12 protein-coding genes are annotated in these 15,959 nt (G+C 65.5%); 2 read left to right on the forward strand and 10 right to left on the reverse strand.

Going from position 1 to position 15,959, the window contains the following annotated elements; translation table 11 throughout:
• The 5 genes from AC1DR1_RS21630 to AC1DR1_RS21650 form a co-directional block, all read right to left on the reverse strand.
• The coding region (locus AC1DR1_RS21630; RefSeq protein WP_476993285.1) for a malonic semialdehyde reductase at nt 1-565 on the reverse strand (565 nt) is incomplete at its 3' end.
• Between the two features lie 131 nt (nt 566-696).
• On the reverse strand, nt 697-2,238 hold the full coding sequence (gene mhpA / locus AC1DR1_RS21635; protein ID WP_476993286.1) for a bifunctional 3-(3-hydroxy-phenyl)propionate/3-hydroxycinnamic acid hydroxylase MhpA: 1,542 nt from the start codon (nt 2,236-2,238) through the stop codon (nt 697-699).
• 49 nt (nt 2,239-2,287) lie between these two features.
• Entirely contained in the window at nt 2,288-4,186 is a 1,899-nt protein-coding gene (locus AC1DR1_RS21640) for an acyl-CoA synthetase (RefSeq protein WP_229996089.1), read from the reverse strand.
• A complete protein-coding gene (locus tag AC1DR1_RS21645) occupies nt 4,183-5,121 on the reverse strand; it encodes a fumarylacetoacetate hydrolase family protein (RefSeq protein ID WP_476993287.1) in 939 nt (312 codons plus the stop codon). The genes AC1DR1_RS21640 and AC1DR1_RS21645 overlap by 4 nt, the downstream gene beginning before the upstream one ends.
• Nucleotides 5,118-6,272, reverse strand: coding sequence for a VOC family protein (locus AC1DR1_RS21650; RefSeq protein WP_229996091.1), 1,155 nt, complete (start codon nt 6,270-6,272; stop codon nt 5,118-5,120). Before AC1DR1_RS21650 ends, AC1DR1_RS21645 begins: the two co-directional genes overlap by 4 nt.
• 132 nt (nt 6,273-6,404) lie before the next feature.
• On the opposite strand from AC1DR1_RS21650, the gene AC1DR1_RS21655 reads away from it, so the two are divergent.
• On the forward strand, nt 6,405-7,103 hold the full coding sequence (locus tag AC1DR1_RS21655) for a TetR/AcrR family transcriptional regulator (protein WP_229996155.1): 699 nt from the start codon (nt 6,405-6,407) through the stop codon (nt 7,101-7,103).
• 44 nt (nt 7,104-7,147) lie between these two features.
• On the opposite strand, the gene AC1DR1_RS21660 is transcribed toward AC1DR1_RS21655, so the two are convergent.
• From AC1DR1_RS21660 to AC1DR1_RS21670, 3 genes are all read right to left on the reverse strand, one after another.
• Entirely contained in the window at nt 7,148-8,374 is a 1,227-nt protein-coding gene (locus AC1DR1_RS21660) for a hypothetical protein (protein WP_476993288.1), read from the reverse strand.
• Between the two features lie 173 nt (nt 8,375-8,547).
• Nucleotides 8,548-9,594: a zinc-binding dehydrogenase gene (locus AC1DR1_RS21665; protein WP_229996153.1), complete on the reverse strand. Its 1,047-nt coding sequence runs from the start codon at nt 9,592-9,594 to the stop codon at nt 8,548-8,550.
• A 439-nt stretch (nt 9,595-10,033) separates the two neighbouring features.
• Nucleotides 10,034-13,255, reverse strand: a complete 3,222-nt coding sequence (locus tag AC1DR1_RS21670; protein ID WP_364742610.1) for a bifunctional cytochrome P450/NADPH--P450 reductase — start codon at nt 13,253-13,255, stop codon at nt 10,034-10,036.
• A gap of 245 nt (nt 13,256-13,500) precedes the next feature.
• Between AC1DR1_RS21670 and AC1DR1_RS21675 the strand changes: the two genes are divergently transcribed.
• Nucleotides 13,501-14,118 carry a TetR/AcrR family transcriptional regulator gene (locus AC1DR1_RS21675; RefSeq protein WP_476993289.1) on the forward strand — a complete coding sequence of 206 codons (618 nt, stop codon included), beginning with the start codon at nt 13,501-13,503 and terminating at the stop codon, nt 14,116-14,118.
• Between the two features lie 353 nt (nt 14,119-14,471).
• On the opposite strand, the gene AC1DR1_RS21680 is transcribed toward AC1DR1_RS21675, so the two are convergent.
• Both AC1DR1_RS21680 and AC1DR1_RS21685 read right to left on the reverse strand, forming a co-directional pair.
• The gene (locus tag AC1DR1_RS21680) at nt 14,472-14,729 is read right to left on the reverse strand and encodes a hypothetical protein (RefSeq protein WP_364742613.1); all 258 of its coding nucleotides are present in this window, start codon (nt 14,727-14,729) and stop codon (nt 14,472-14,474) included.
• Nucleotides 14,730-14,782: 53 nt separating this feature from the next.
• Nucleotides 14,783-15,670 carry an amino acid-binding protein gene (locus AC1DR1_RS21685; protein ID WP_476993290.1) on the reverse strand — a complete coding sequence of 296 codons (888 nt, stop codon included), beginning with the start codon at nt 15,668-15,670 and terminating at the stop codon, nt 14,783-14,785.
• Between the last annotated feature and the right edge of the window lie 289 nt (nt 15,671-15,959).

Genomic DNA, 15,959 nt, shown 5'->3' on the forward strand with positions numbered 1-15,959 from the left:
CGCCTGGTTCCCCGACGTTGACCACCATGAACGCCCGGTGTGTGGTGCCGGCGTTGAAGTCAGCGTCGACGCCGGCGGCGTCGAATCCACCCATGGGGCCTGCATGGAGCCCGACTGCACGTACCGCCATGATGAAAATCCCGGATTGGAGCCAGGCGTTGTTCTTGCCGATTTCGGCGCGTTTGATTCTGTCGCCGTCGAACATTGCTTTGCGTTCGGGGGCGGGCGGGAAGAACGTTGGGAAGTGTTCGTGCCAGTCGCTGTCATAGGACAGCACCGCGACTGCGGGGGCGGTGCGGGTCTTCTCCTGGTTACCGTCGGCCAGGTGCGAGGCAAGGCGTTCGCGGGCTTCGGGTGACTGGACCCAGGTGATGCGCAGCGGCTGGTTGTTCATCATCGTGGGGCTCATCTTCGTCAGCTCGTAGATCGCGGCCAATGTGTCGGCTGAGACCGGTTTGGAGGAGAAGCTATTGGCGGTCCGCGCTTCGAGGAAGAGCCGTTGAGTGCTGTCGGAGTCGATGGCGAGACTGTCGTGGATCGTGGCGTAGGCTGTCGTGGGGTTCATGGTGTTCCTTTTGTGTTCGGGTATGGGAGCGGTTGATCCCGCGGGGTGTGACGGCCACTTCTGCTGCGCCTCACCTTGGCCGTCCGGTAGTGCGGTCATGCCCGAGGACGTTATGGGGAGCCGATGCGCTTTCATCGCTCTGTCCGCTCGGTCTTCGCGGACGCGGAGTGGAACGACGGCAGGCGGGCGAGGCTCCCGGCGACGGAGTCGGCGGTGAACACCACGGCGCGATCCGGGCGGACAACCGCGGCAGCAATCCGATGTCCAACGAGCCACTGATGGAGCTCAGATCCGGGGTCCGGGACGACAGGCGCCGCGCCCCTGAGCAGGATCTGTTCGCGCTCCTCGGGAGTGATCGCGAGAGCTAGCAGCGCGAATCCGTCTCCGGCGACCTCATCGAATCGCTTGGCGTCCGGGGTGACCGAAGTGCGGGCGTTGGGGCAGAGACGTCCGACGGCGGAGGTGCGGGCCAGTGCCGAGAGCCGGGAGCCGAGGGGTATAGGCGTCCCTGACTGTGCGGGAAGGCCTGCCACGAGGTGTAGGCCCGGTGCGAAAAACCTCCGCAGGGCCGTACCGACGCGACCACCCGCGGTCATGGTGAGGCCGAACAGCTTTGCGACGGTGATGGTTCTTTTCGCGTGCCGCTTGCGCTCGGTCTGGTAGCTGGCCAGCGTGGTTGCGGGGAGCTCGCCGGCAAGAACACCGGCGAGCTTCCAGGCCAGGTTCATCGCATCTCGGAGTCCTGCCCCCATGCCCTGGCCTATGAAGGGAGGACTCAGGTGAGCGGCGTCGCCGAGGAGGAAGACCCGGCGGTCGCGCCACTTGTTGGCGACCTGGGCGCGGAAGGTGTAGTCGGCGACCCGGATCACGCGCAGATCGTCCACCGGGACGTCGCCGGTCCACGGCCGGATCAGCGGATGGAGCGTATCCATCGTCGCAAAGTCGGCGGCAGTCTCGTCAGGCAGCAGTCGGAACTCCCAGCGATAGCGGACCTCTCCGACGCGCATGTACGTACCGGCGCGGTGGGAGTCGCACAGTTGGTGGATGCCTTCCCACTGGTTCAGTTGCGCCGAAGTGTCGACGTCGACAACCAGCCAGCGCTGTTCGAAGCCCAGGTCCTCCATCTCCGCGCCGATGGCTCCCCTGACCATGCTGCTGGCGCCGTCGCAGCCGAGGACGTGGCTGGCACGGACCGACTCGCGTGCCCCTGTGGCACGATCCGTGAAGTCCACCTGGACAGCCGCGTTGCCTTGGGTCACACGGAGAACCTCGACATTTCCGCGCAGGGTCACCGTAGGCATGATCCGGAGGTTGTTGCGCATGAGCTGCTCGAGGTCCGGCTGGTCAAACATGTTCGCTTGGGGATAGCCGTGGGCGCCGCCATCGGCCGGTCGCTGGAACTCCGCGAGCACCCGGTGGTCGGGTGCGAGCAAACGTAGCCCGTGTGCAGGGCGGCTGAGCCCAGCGAATTGCGTCCCCAGGCCCAGACGATTGAGGATGCGATAGACCTCGTCGTCGAGATGTACCGCCCGTGGCAGCGGGTAGACGCCCTCCCAGCGGTCCAAGACGAGGCACTCGACGCCGTACTGGCCGAGTAGGGTGGCGACAGCCAGCCCGGAAGGGCCAGCGCCGACCACGACCACCGGCGCCACGCCCTCCTTGTGGGGGCTCATACTATTGCCGCCGTAAGACATCCAACCAGCGCTATCGTGAGGACGATGATCATCGATTCGCCTTTCCTGCGGGCCGATGCGTGATCCGCCATCGGACGCCGTACTCGTCGAGGGTGCGCTTGACGGCCGCATGCGATGCCTCGTCAGCACGCACGGTGACGACTATCGTGCCGTCCTCGATATCGGTCTCCACGGCGTGCACGGCGGCCGTCTCCCGCAAGGCCTCGCTCAGCGCTACCCTGGTGGCGTCCGCCCGGAGCGCGAGCTTGTAGAGTTTGCCGACGGCAGTGACCGGAAGCTGGTTGACGATTGTGACCGACTTCGGCGAGGACGCCCGTTCCCCGACCCGGTCATCCGCCCATCGGAGCAGGTCCTCGGTCCTGGTGGTCGCACCCGCAGCCAATGTTACGTAGGCGACAGGTACCTCTCCCGCATGCCGGTCGGGTCTGCCGACCGCCGCTGCGCCCGTCACGTCCGGGTGCGTGAGGAGGGCGTCCTCGACGAGTGCCGGGTCGATGTTGTGGCCGCCTCGGATGATCAGATCCTTGGCACGGCCGGTGAGCTGGACGAATCCGTCCTCATCTACCTGTCCGAGGTCGCCGGTGTCGAGCCAGCCGTCCCGCAGTTTGCCGAGGCCGTCGAGCAAGAGGCCGTCGGGGCCGTTGCCGATGACGTAGCCGGGAAAGACCGTCGGGCCCTTGATCACCAGCTGGCCTCTGGTGCCCGGTCCGAGATCATGCCAGTGTCCGTCGTCGTCGACGTGCACCGACTTGATCTCTTGGTAGGGCAGTCGGCAGCCGAGCGAACTCATAGTGGCGCCTGGGAAGCTCCGCACGCTTACGCACGTCGCTTCCGTCAGGCCGTACCCTTCGATGAGGGTGACGCCGGTGGCTGTCTCGAAGCCGGCACGCACGGCCGCGGGCAAGGGGCTGGCTCCGACCATGGCGTGGCGCAGGCTGCTGATGTCGGCGTTCACGGGAGATGCGGCGAGCGTGGCGTAGACGGTAGGGACGGCGCTCATGGCGGTAAGCCGGTGGTGCTCGACCAGCTTCCAGAAGACGCCGTAGAGGGCGGGGTCGCGGTAGCCCAGCGGTCCGGACCACACGACCGACTGGCCCTTGAAAAGGGGAGCGAGGACGGTCACCACGAGTGCATTGACGTGGAACAACGGCAGGGCGGCGAAGTACACGGCGTCCTCGCCGGGGAGGTCGTTGGCTGCGAGCATCCAGGCGTCGGCGACCTCGTTGGCTTGGGTGTGTGCCGCCAGCTTCGGGGTGCCGGTCGTGCCGCCAGTGTGGAAGAGTGCCGCCACATCGCCTTGTCCGGGCCGATCGCCGTGGAACTGCTCGGACGACGCGGTTGCTGCCCGGCGCGTCAGGTAGTCCACGCTTGCGAATCCGACGGTCGAGGCCGGGCCAGCGGGTGCCTGCCCGGTCGGTGACATGAGGAGCACGTAGTCCACCAGGCCCTTCTTAGCGAGGCTGAAAGCGGCCTCGGTGACGACGGGATCGAGATCGGGCCCGGCCGCCACCAGCACCCGCGCGCCCGAGCGCTGGAGCAGCTCGGCGATGTGGTCCTCGGACAAGCCGGGGTTGATCGGGACGGCGATTCCGGCAGCCTGGGCGGCGAGGGTCGCGGAGATGAGCTCCTGGCAGTTGGGCGAGAGTAAGGCCACGGTGTCCTGGCGGCCGACCCCGATTTGTCTCAGCAGGTTCGCCATCCGGTTCACATTGGCGAGAAGCTCAGCGAACGTCAGCGTGGCGGGTTCCTGCCAGCGCTCGGCGTTCCGAAGTACTGCCACTGCCGTCCGATCCGGCCAGAGCCGGGCGGCTCGGCACAGCAGCTCGTACGTCGATGCCGGAAGTCCGCGTTCGGACAGGGGGGTCCTCTCAATGTCGACGATGTCATCTGGGCTCGAGTACCGTGGCCAGAGAGTCGTGCCGTTCACCGGGCGTCCCTCACCGTCGTGCGCTGGCGCCCCAAGTCGATCTTCCCGTCGTCGGCGCTGACGGCGATCTCGATGACGTCACCGCTCTTGAGGTACTTCGGATTGCGGCCCTGGGCCTTGAAGAACAGGCGCCACTTCGTGGCCGGGGGCAGCAGATTGCTGATGATCTCGACTGGCTTCGGTGGTGCGCTCAGTGCGGTGCCGACAGGGGTGCCAGTCAGCACCAGGTCGCCGGGGGAGAGGTGCTGAAAGCGGGTGAGTGCCCCCAGCGCCTGGACGGGGAGGTAGATCATGTCGGCCACCGTCATGTCCTGGCGGACCTCGCCGTTCACCCACAGCCGCAGCCGCAGCTCACCAAAGCGGTTCCAGTCCTCGGGATCGAAGAGCACGAGTGTCGGTCCGGCGGGCGTAAAGCTCGGGTAGGACTTGGACTCGTAGAACTGGGTCTTCGGCAGTTGCAGGTCGCGGGCAGAGATGTCGTTGGTGATCACGAGCCCAGCGACGTAGTCGGCGATCGTGTCGTCGGTGATAACCGAGCCGACCGGGGTCTCTTGGCCCATCACGAGGCCGATCTCAGCCTCGTAGTCGAGGAACCGCACGTGCCCGGGCCGGACGACGTCGTCATGGGGCCCGCTGATCGAGCCCGAGGACTTGCGGAAGAAGGTCAGTGGGATTTTCTTAGGATCCATGCCGGCGTCCCTCACGTGCGAGGCGAAGTTCGTCATCTGGGCCACCACGCGGCACGGCACTGTGACCGGCGAGATGAGGTCCAGGTTTTCCACCGGCACAGTTTCGCTGCCGCCGATCGCGGCATTGATGGCCGCCCGATCGGCGATCAGCTCGCCCGTGGTGGTCGCAAGAGTGGCGATACGGGCGGCGCCGGTGGGCGTGTGGACCCACCAATTGTCGGCGGTACGCAGGATGGAGACGGTCATGAGGTGGCTACTTTCATCAGGCCGCGCAGGCGCGTGAAATCGAACTCGTTGTCGTCGCGGAGGGCTGAGACCATCGAGGCCAGCTCGCGCAGCGACTCCCGGCCGGGGGTGATACCGAGGAAGTCCTTGCTCGCCGGAGGGCCCCACTGGGCGAGATTGGAGGCGGACATTTGTGCCCAACCGGGCTCGAGGGTGCAGTCGAACATGTCCCCATCGGTGAAGTGCTCGACCAGGAATCCGTTGGGATCGCGCCAGTAGTCGAAGATTTGGCTGCCCTGGATGTGGCGGCCGATCCCCCACGAACGGTGGTACCCAAGGTCGTGCAGAAGCTCACCGCCGGCGGCAAGGGCATCGAGGTCAGCGACCTGGTATGCCGAGTGCACGTAGCGGTTCGTCGGTCCCAGCGTCATCGCGATGGTGTGATGATCGGTTGGTGTCGAACCCCGGTCGCAGCGGATGAAGCTCATTGTCGGACCGCGCTCGCGCTGGCCAGGGTAGTAGAGGAAGTCGCTGACGATCAGGCCGAGGTGTTCCAGGTGCCAGTCGAGCGTTTCACGGTACTTTGTGCTCTGAAGCACGACGTGACCGAGGCGCTGAACCGTCGCTGGTTGACGCAGTGGCCGCTGGGTCTGGTTGGCCCGCGCCAGCTCGTGGCCGGAGTTGAACGTGAGCGGCGTCTGGGCCGGTAGTGCAGGGAGTTTGTGCGTGTCTGCGACGACGCGAATCGCCGCGCCGCTCGGATCCACGAGGTTAACCCCTATGCCGCCGATGGTCTCCGGTAGTTTTTTCGTGGTCGTGCCTGTCGCGTCAGCCAGGCGAAGGACGTCCGAGGCCTCGGCCGCAGTGAACGCGGCGCCCAGGTATTGCGATCTCGGTCCGCGCCGTACGATCACGCACGGCGCTCCGGTGTCGGTGCCTCGGAGGTGCAGCTCGTCAGGGGTGCGCAGGCTCGTGGCGAAGCCGAAGGCGTGCGCGAAGGTCTCGGCAGCGAGCAGGTCTGGCTTCTGGAACTCGAGCCAGGCGATGTCATGCACCTTGATGATCGGGTTCGCCGCCCGTCCGCGGTGCTCGCCTCGCAGCGCCCCTTGCTCACTATGCAGGTCAGTGTGCAGGTCGCTGTGGGTCCCAGGGTGGTCATGGTGGTCATTCATGGATAGCCTCACTTTCTGAATCTATATTCGGTTATGAAGATATCGTCAGTCAAGGGCAGTTGAAGATTTCTTCACTATATTGATGGCGCGCTGGTAGGATTCCTTTGACCGGATGACTTCAAGGAGCCAGCGATGACCCAAGCCCCAACTTCGTCCCCGGAACCCACCCGGTCGCATCGACGGAAGGCGCAGACTCGCGCCGCGTTGATCCGCGCAGCACAGTCCTTCCTGGCTCAAGGACGGACCAATACGCCGGTGCTGGAGATCACTCAGGCCGCGGACGTTGGGATCGGCTCCTTCTACAACCACTTTGAGTCGAAAGACCAGCTGTTCGAGGCAGCGGTCGAGCACGTCATGGACCTCCTCGGCGCGGTCCTGGACGAGCTCACCACCGACGTCGACGACCCCGCCGTCGCGTTTGCCACCAGCTTCCGGTTGACCGGTCGCTTCCACCGCCGTGAACCTCAGCTCAGCAAGGTGATCCTGCACGCAACTCTCGACATCCTCGGCGCGCAGACAGGACTGGCGCCGCGTGTCCGGCGTGACATTCAGGCCGGCGTCGATTCCGGTCGGTTCACAATGACAGACGTCGACGTAGCAGTGGTGTGCGCCGTCGGTGCGGCAACCTTCCTCGGACAGCTCATCCATGCCGAACCGGACCGCGACGACGCCGAGACGACGGATCGGGCGACCGAGGCGCTGCTGCGAATGTTGGGTGTCTCTGCCAACGAAGCGCGTGCAATATGTAGCAGTCCACTCCCCGAACTCCAAACGGCCGGGCTGCGCGGTGCCGTCGACGAGGTGGCAGCGAACGGAGACGCTGCCCGCTGAATTGCCCGACCTCGGGATGCCGGCGGGGAACGACCGTCACCATGCTAATCGCGCTCTGGAACCTCTGGCGCTTTCCGGGTTTCGAGTTTTTGGAGGCCGCCCGCAAATTCGCAGTTGTGAATCAAGAGTTCGGTGAAGTCAAACCCGCTCATTTCTTTACTGCCTGTAAATATGTTCTTGTCGAAGGTGCAGTTGATGAAGGACAAGGATTTGGGCCGCTGATACGTGGCGAAGTTGAAGCTACCGTCTTCAAATCGGCAATCTTTGAACGTTAGGGACAGGGCATCGCGGCTTTGTTCGACATTTTCAAATTTTGTTCCGCTGAAAGTGCATCGGTTGAATTCGATTCGACCGCGACCACTGCCGTTTTCGTCGATACTGTATCTGACGCTGCCGCCATGAAACACGGAGTCCTGGAAGAGAAGATTGCCCATGTCCAACTGCAGATCGGTCAGGTCGACGCTGCCGGCGGCCACGTACCACCTGGCCATGTAGCCGAGGTCATGGTCTCCACGGTCCTCGGCACGAACGCCTCGGAGGTCCAGCTGTGCGCCATTGACGTATAGGTCGGAAATGTTGGACGGGGCATGATATGCCATGTTGATGCGCAGCCCCCAGTACCGTCCCTCCTCGAGCCCTGCCTTTAAGCGGCGGAGGATGGTCGCGGTAATGAGAGAGCCTACATCCGAAAGATTATCTTTGTCCTTCTTGGCCAGTCTTAAAAATTCAGTCAAAAGACTTACACAGTTTTGCCGCTCAACTTCGTTGCGCTCCGCAAACCATTCATCGGTCAGGGACTCGATTGAATGGACGCCAGCAATGGCAAGGGGGAGCTTTTTGCTCCCCAGCTGCTCTGCTGCAAGTGAGTATCGGTCCCTAAGGGCGGAGACCACCTGGGTATCATGCTGCCGTTGCTGTAGTTCCAAAAGGCTGTTGGTGATCGAGAGATTTTCCTCTGTCGCTCTTTGACGCCGGTAGGTGAGGAGCAGCGTCACACCAACACCGAGCGCAGCCCCTGCTGTCACGGCGTTCCGAAGAACGCCGGACTGTTGATCAGTCGTCAGCGTCTGCTGATTTCCCAAGGGTGTCAGACTCTGCGTGGTGTAGGCGGCGAAGACGTAAGATAGCGCCGCGACCAAGGCTAGGGAGGCGAGAAACCCGAGTAGGACCAGCCCCCATAGGCTGACTTTTTCCTTCGAAGCAGCCGTCGGGGACTCGTGACGTTTCCTAGACATGGCATCCTCGATTGTCTCGATTGTTGGGTAGGTCACGGGGGTGAATATGTGCGCTGAACAAGGTTCGTTGCTGCCTCGTTGTCGCTTATGTGGGTCTGAAGACCCGGGACGAAACCGACAGTTCACGAGAGGCCGGCGCCGGTGCTCCCTCAAGCACCGGCGCCCACCCGCTCCTGCCGAGCTGGTCTTGATGAACTGCTGTTCAGCTGTCAGGGCACCAGGATGAGGCGGATCGGGTCGCCGATCTTGTTCGCCAGCCGGTTCACCGCGTCGGCCGCCTCGGCGAGCGGGAAGTGGTCGGTGATCGAGGGGGCGAGGTCTAGACGTCCGACCTCGGCCAGCCGGACCAGCTCGCTGACGGACTCGGGGGTGCCGCCGTAGTGGCCGCGCACCTGCTTGCCGAGGTAGTTGAAGGTCAGGCCCTCGGTGATGGTGAGGGGCCTGGGGCTGATGCCGACCAGGATGAGGGCGCCGTTGAGGCCGAGTACGGAGGCGGCCTGCTCTCGGACGGCGGGCACGCCGGCGCAGTCGAAGGCGAAGTCCAGGCCTCGTCCGCCCGTAGCCATGCGGATGTGGTCGGCGAAGTCGTCGGCGGCAGGGTCCAGGGCGAAGTCCGCACCGAAGGCCAGGGCACGCTCGCGGGCGCTGGGCAGCGGGTCGACGGCGATGACCGGCGCGGCGCCGGCCATGCGGGCGACCCGGACGTTGTGGGCGCCGACTCCGCCGACGCCCCAGATGCCGACGGACTGTGCGGGGCGCACCCCGGCGGTGGCAACGACGGCGGCGTAGGGGGTGGAAACCGCGTCGGGGATGATCGCTGCCTGATCGAAGGGGAGGTTGTCGGGAATGGGGATGAGCGTGTCCTCGCGGGCGAGGGTGTACTGGGCCCAGCCGCCGTCGTAGTCGATGCCGGCGGTGCGCATCTGGGTACAGGGGCGGCGGCGCACGCAGCCGCCGCACTGGCCGCAGGTCTTGCCGGCCTCAAGGGTAACGCGGGTGCCGACGGTCAGTCCGCGCTTAAGGTCAGGGCCGAGGGTGTGGATCACACCGGCGACCTCGTGGCCGACGGTGACCGCGTCGGAGGTGGCGAACAGTGGGACGAGGGAACCGTCGAGCAGGTGGACGTCCGACAGGCAGACACCTGCGGCCTTCACCTCGATCAGGATTTCACCCGGGCCCGGAACGGGGATGGGGACCTCCTCCACGGCGAACTTCTTGCTGTCCAGGTGGAAGCGTCCGGCGAGCATGGTATTCATGGTGATCTGCTTTCTCTGAGCGGCATTTCCTGGCGGTTCGGGCCGATGGCTGCCGTGTGGTTTGTGGTGGTTCGCAATCGGGTGGTGGCCGGGAAGGGGGGCGGTGTCGGGTCCGCCGCACCCTCCCGGAGTCTGGGGGATCAGGCGAATGTGTGGACACCGCCGCGGTTTTCAGTCAGCTGCGGTCTCGCAGTACCAGCCGGCCCATGGCGTATGGGTCAGCTCGCAAGCCCGCCGGTGCTCAAGGTGAGCAGGCGGAAGTTGCGGTGGCGGTAATGTGGTTGCATCGGTTTTGCCGGTGGCTGCCAGGATGCCTCCGTGAGGGGCGGCCGTGGCCTGGGTTTCCGTCGCCATGATGACTCCTTTTGTTGACTTGCTCAGTGGTGGCCGGGAGGGGGCGGGGTGTCGGGACCGCCGCACCCTCCCGGCGTCTGGGGGATCAGGCGAAGACGTCCTGCTGGTAGCGCGCATCGGCTTCGAGCTGGGCGAGCCACTGCTGGGCGGCCTCGTCGTCGCTGCCGGTCCGCTCGCGGTGAATCGCCGCGAGGGCCTCGCGCACGGCGGGCGCCATGCGGCGGCCGTCACCGCAGACGTAGATGTGCGCGCCGTCTTCGATGGCTTGCCATACTGTGTCGGCGGCGTTGGCGATGGCGTTCTGGACGAACCGGGCCGGGTGGCCGGTCACCGCGGAGTAGGCGGTGTGCACCTGGGCGATCCCGGCCTGCTCCCAGTCCTGCATCTCCTGCCGGTAGAAGTAGTCGTGCTCCGGGTGGCGGCAGCCGACGAAGACCTGCGACAGACCCACCTTCGTGCCGCTCTCGTGCTGCGATGCGCGTTCCTCCAGGAAGCCGCGCAGTGGCGCGATGCCGGTGCCGGGGCCGATGAGGATCAGCGGCGTGGCGGGGTCGGCCGGCGGGGCGAAGGTCGGGGAGGGCACGCGCACGTAGCCGTAGAAGACGTCCCCGGGCTCAAGGCCGCCGATGTAGGACGAGCAGGTGCCCCGGTACTGGCCGTCACCGGACAGGGCCGGGCCTTCCAGCAGGCCCACGGTCAGGCGCACGTGGCGGGGGTTGGCCAGCGGGGCGGAGGAGATGGAGTAGAACCGCGCGCGGATCGGACCCATCATGTCCAGGAAGACCGCGAGCGGCAGCTCGACCGCCCGGAAGCGCTCCAGCAGGCCCAGCACGGAGACACGCTTGCCCAGGATCTCAGTCTGATAGCGCTCCTCGGCTTCGGCGGTGTCGGCCGTGTAGGCCTGAAGCTGCGGTCGGGTCCACGGGCACTCCGTGTGCTCAGCCAGCGTCTGCATCTGGGAGCGGGTGGCCACGTCCTGCAACTCCAGGAAATCGGTGAGCAGCAGTCCTGCCGTCACAGGGGTGCCCACAGGGAGGTGGGTGCGGCCGCCGGTGGGCAGCTCCAGGCGCAGGACCTGATCGCGGTCGACGCCGAGCGCCGCGAGGGCACGGTTCACCAGGGCCGGTTCGTTCTTGGCGAAGACGGCCAGGTGGTTGCCGGTCTCGTAGGTGACACCCTCCGGCAGGCCGATGGTGATGGACTTCGCCGCCGGGCGCGGCGGCTCGAGGCTGAAGTCCCACAGGCCGGTGGCGTCGGCCACGAGTTCCTCGTTGGCCACCACCGTGAGGGGGTAGGCCTGCTCGGAGACGATCGCGGGGCGCACGTCCGCCTCGGTGAGCAACTGCACCTGGAAGCGCGGGCTGCTCACCTCGGAGGTGTCGGCGGCGTACTCCTCGGCCAGGGTGGCCCACAGGGTTTCCATCCAGCGGCTGGCCATGCCGTCGAAGTCACCGGCGGCATCCGCGGCGCCGCGCTCGATGACGGGGGTGGCGCCGGCGGCCAGCAGGCCTTCTTCGATCCGCTTGGGGAAGCCCTGGTAAGTGGCCACCCACTGGGTGTTGCCGGCCCCCAGCAGTGCGAACCGCACGTCCGACAGCGAACCCTCCGGGAGTCCGGAAGCGAGCAGGTCGTCGAAACGCTGCGCGTTGTCCGGGGCCTTGCCGTTGTAGCTGGAGGCCACCACGACAAGCAGGCCCTCGGTGGGCAGGTTGTCGCCCAGCTCGTCCAGACCGATCAGCGTGGTGCCGAAGCCGGAGCGCTCACTGCGGTCGGCGATGGTGCGCGCCAGGTCCTCGCACGAGCCGAGGCTGGAGCCGTAGGCGACGGTCAGGTTCACCCCGACACCGCTGACTGCGGCCTGCGCCGGCGTGTCGCCGGTCTGCAGGTCCACTGCGCCGAACACGGTCCGCTCGTGCTCCTGACGGGACCGCACTTCCAGTTCGAAGCCGCCGGGCTTGCGCGTCAGCGCCTCCTGGACGTCCATCTTGTAGTCGTTGGTGTCGGCGAACTTGAACTTCTGCAGCACCAGCGCGAGGGCCAAGCGGGCCTCGGTGAGCGCAAACTGCCGGCCGATACAGGCACGCACGCCGTTGCCGAACGGCTTGTAGGCGTGCGGGTGGTGGTTGACCCGGTTCTCCGGCAGCCACCGGTTGATGTCGAACTCCTCCGGCCGGTCCCACGCCTTGGGGTGGGTGTGCAGCGGGCCCTCGAGGATGTTGACCCGCGCTCCCTTCTTCAGTTCGTAGCCGCCGCCGATGACGGTGTCCTCCAGCGGGGACTTGCCGATCATCGGGATGGGAGCCCACAGGCGCAGGGTTTCCTCGAGGATGCGCGGGATTACGTCCATCTGCATGATCGTGTCGTAGTCCGGGACCGTGTCGCCCGGAAGCAGGCGGTCCACCTCTGCGTAGGCCTGGGCCAGTACGTGCGGGTTGCGCATCAGCGAGTACGTGGCGAACGAGAGCAGGCCACTGGTGGTCTCGTGACCGGCGATCAGGAACGTCACTACCTGGTCACGGACGTTGTCGTCGTCCAGCCCCTTGCCGGTCTCCGGGTCGGTGGCCTCCAGCATCAGACCCAGCAGGTCATCCTCTGCAGTGCCCTTCCCCTCACGGCGCTCCCTGATCACACTCTCGACCAGGTCCCGCATCTGCTGGATGTTCGCGCGGTACTTCTTGTCATCGGCCTTGCGCAATTTGGTCATCATCGGCAGCTCCTGCGTGCGCCGCAGCGACTCAACCAGCGACTCCAGCAGCGCGTTGAGGAAGGGGTGCAGATCCTCCTTGGCGAAAGAGTCGAACCGGTAACCGAACCCCGACAGGGCGATGGTGTCCAGGGTCAGCCGAGTGTAGTCGTCGGTGATGTTGACCGGCTGGCCCTCCCTGCGCTCCCACTTGCCCACCAGGTTCTGGGCTATCTCCAGCATCTGCCCGTAGTAGCCCTTCATCGCCCGCTGGCTGAAGGCCGGGAGAAGGACTCGGTGCGCCATGCCCCATTCCTCCTCGTGCTGGTGGGCCGTGAACAGGCCGGCGCCCGTGAAGTCCCGGACATGGGCCAGGGGCGTCTTGTCGATCTGCTTGAAGAACCGCGACTCGTCGCAAACCTCGGCCACCAGGTCCGGGTCCCAGACGAAGACCTGCTCGATGCCGGCGATCTCCATGCTGTAGAGCCCCTCGGGGAACTGCTTGGACACTTCGCCGAAGTACTCCACCGGGTTGGTGCTGGGGATTTGCGGCGTGTGGCCGAAGAGCGGGACCGCGCGCGGAGACCTGATGGGTCGCGATTCGTTCTTGAACTGAGTGGTCATGGGTTTGCTCCTTTGTGCAGGGCGTGGATGGGCTGTTGCGTCGGTGATGTTGGAGATGCACCGCAGAAACATACGTTGTATGGAATTGCAACCATACATCGTACGGAAGGTCGATCGCAACCCGGAATGTCGAGTGGCTTCATTCCGCCGCACGGCCGAGGTTATTTCCATACGCTGTACGAATTTGATAGTGTCCGAGTATGGAAAAAACGAAGAGTTCCCCGCGGGGGACCAGGAAAAGAGAGGTGCCTCTGACCGAGGCCGGGATCTACGCCGCCGCCCTGCGGCTCATCGACGCGGACGGGGTCGAGGCGCTCACCATGCGTAAACTTGCCACCGCGCTCGATGCGAACCCGATGTCGCTCTACTACCACGTGCCGAACAAGGACGCCGTGCTGCGGGGCGTGGCGAGAATGGTCGGCGCCCAGTTCCGCACCGTGACGCTGGAGGACGCTCCCTGGCAGGAGCGCATCCGCCTGCTCGCCACGGAGTTCCGGACGCTGGCGCACAGCCACCCCAGGTTCATGGGCTACTCGTTCAGCCTGCAGTCGGACTTCATCCAGCCCGACGACCCGTTCTGGACTGAGCTCACCGCGATCCTGGACGCCGCAGGGGTGCCGCACTCGGAGCTCTMTCATTTCACCGCTCTCGTGGGCTTCGCCATGAACGGTGTCCTCACCGCCGAACTCACCGGCGCGCTCCACCGGTGGTCGAGCCTTAACCCCCCCAGTGTCGGCGAAGATGGGCTCACCCCTCCAGGCCGTGACGAGAACCGCGTCTTCCACCTGGCGCTGGACACGATCATCATGGGTCTGGAGGGCCAACTCGCCGCCTTTGGTGAGAGCCAGGGCGCCGACCATTGATTGTGCGGTCCTGTAGCGTTGCCGCCTGAGGGCGCCTGGCTTTGGCGGCTTTGATGAGGGGGAGTTCGTTCCTGCGCAGTGATCCACCATCGCAAAGCGCGGCGGCAATCCTCTGCAGCAACGCAAAATCGGCACCGCCCCGGGTTGGAGTTGAGGCCCGCCCGAGTCGGCCGCAGTGGTTTGGAGTCACTCCCGCCGAACGGTTGGATGGGCTGACGCCCCTGCCCAAGCCGGTCCCTCACGGCGGCGTCCGCCAGCCTCCCGCCCTCGGGTTTAAGGGGGATGCTTACGCTCCTTCGGTCATCTGTGTCCGGGTGCCGGCTTACCAGTCCGCGGTCTGTCGACCCGGTTCATCAACGGGATGACGACGGCGGTGCCGCAGATCTCGCGTCTCGGGGTGCTGTTGGAATCCTTAGAATGGCGGCGGCCTCCATGTCCACGAGCTTGCGTGTTCCGGTCCTTTGGCAAATGATCCAGAACATCTCCACGGACGGCAGGGTCTGGTTCACCCTTCCTCGGTGCAGGAGCTTGCCGAAGCGCCAGGCTTCGATTTCGTCTCCGTAGGAAAGTTCCGAGCATGAGCGGATAGGTGAGGACTGGGCTGCCGTCATGGTTGTCTCCTTTCGGGGCGGTTCCCGCAGCGGGAACGACACCTCCCGGTTTTCTATTGCCGAGGCCGTACTGGGTGTTTTCGTGTCAATTCAGTGAGCTCGGCGAGCTCGGCTAGCCGGTGTGCCCGGGCGGATTCGGCCGGTGTGAAGGGCGCCCGGGGGCGGGAGAAGCCGAGGGGTCCATGCCGGKGGGATGGTATTTTCAGGACGGTGCCATCACATGCCGGTTTGCTGGTCGCGGGTGAGGTGCTGTCGSYGGTGGGAGCCGCGACGGGCTTGGCGTCGAGCAGTTCGGCGACCGCGAGTTGGAGTTCGCCTGGGTCCTCCACGACCCGCAGGGCAAGGGCAAGGGCCTTGGTCTGGCCGTCCGCCACGGTCAGGGCTGTCGCCGGCCACGCTCGGACATCCCGTCCTCCGCCGCCCGCGGCCGCAGCGAGTAGTTCCGCGTGGGTGACATGATCTGGCGTGGAGACGACCAGCTCGTCCAGCATCCCGCCGGCAACGGTGTGATTCCGGCACACGAGGATCTCGGCGTCGACGCCGGAGATTGCCTCTACCAGTTTCTCCTGGGCTTCGTTGCTGTAATCGATCAGAGTGCGGACCCGCCACAGGGCCGCAGAGTTGTGCAGCCGGCGCCGGTGGCGCAGCGCCGGTGCGTGCAGCCAGCCCCGCAATGCGCGCCGGACGGAGGGCTCGGCGACCCAGATAGCCAGTACGGTGGCCGTCAGGACCAGTACCTTCAGAACATAAGGGAGTGCCGCGTTCACTACAGCGGTATGAACCACAAGCTCAATCGGCAGTATGGCTGTGACGTTGGCCAGGGTAAGCCGGGCTTTCGAGGGGTGGGGCAGTTGGCCGCAGGCGTCACACAGCAGCGCTTTGATGGGGTTCCTTCGAGGCATTGTTATGGGTGGCGAGTCGTTCATGGACTGAACGGTCATGGGTTGCTCCTTTGTGCGGGGCGGTATGGGCAAGGGCGCCCGCGATGCCGGGTGCACCGCGTAAACATACGTTGTATGGAACTTAAACCGTACAACGTATGGAAGGTCGACCGCAACCCGGAGTCGCGCGGGCGATCGTCATCCCGCCGCGCGGCCGAGACCCCTTTTCATACACTGTATGAATCTGGTACCGTCCCTGTATGGAAAAGGTGAAGAGTTCCCTGCGGGGAACCAGGAAGAGGGAGGTGCCTCTGACCGAGGCCGGGATCTACGCCGCCGCCCTGCGGCT

The organism is Arthrobacter sp. P4_F10, assembly GCF_056401435.1.

Coding starts and splice junctions, on each gene's coding strand:
- AC1DR1_RS21670 (WP_364742610.1), bottom strand. CDS start 13,255: ATGACCACTCAGTTCAAGAACGAATCGCGACCCATCAGGTCTCCGCGC.
- AC1DR1_RS21665 (WP_229996153.1), bottom strand. CDS start 9,594: ATGAATACCATGCTCGCCGGACGCTTCCACCTGGACAGCAAGAAGTTC.
- AC1DR1_RS21650 (WP_229996091.1), bottom strand. CDS start 6,272: ATGAATGACCACCATGACCACCCTGGGACCCACAGCGACCTGCACACT.
- AC1DR1_RS21680 (WP_364742613.1), bottom strand. CDS start 14,729: ATGACGGCAGCCCAGTCCTCACCTATCCGCTCATGCTCGGAACTTTCC.
- AC1DR1_RS21655 (WP_229996155.1), top strand. CDS start 6,405: ATGACCCAAGCCCCAACTTCGTCCCCGGAACCCACCCGGTCGCATCGA.
- mhpA (WP_476993286.1), bottom strand. CDS start 2,238: ATGAGCCCCCACAAGGAGGGCGTGGCGCCGGTGGTCGTGGTCGGCGCT.
- AC1DR1_RS21645 (WP_476993287.1), bottom strand. CDS start 5,121: ATGACCGTCTCCATCCTGCGTACCGCCGACAATTGGTGGGTCCACACG.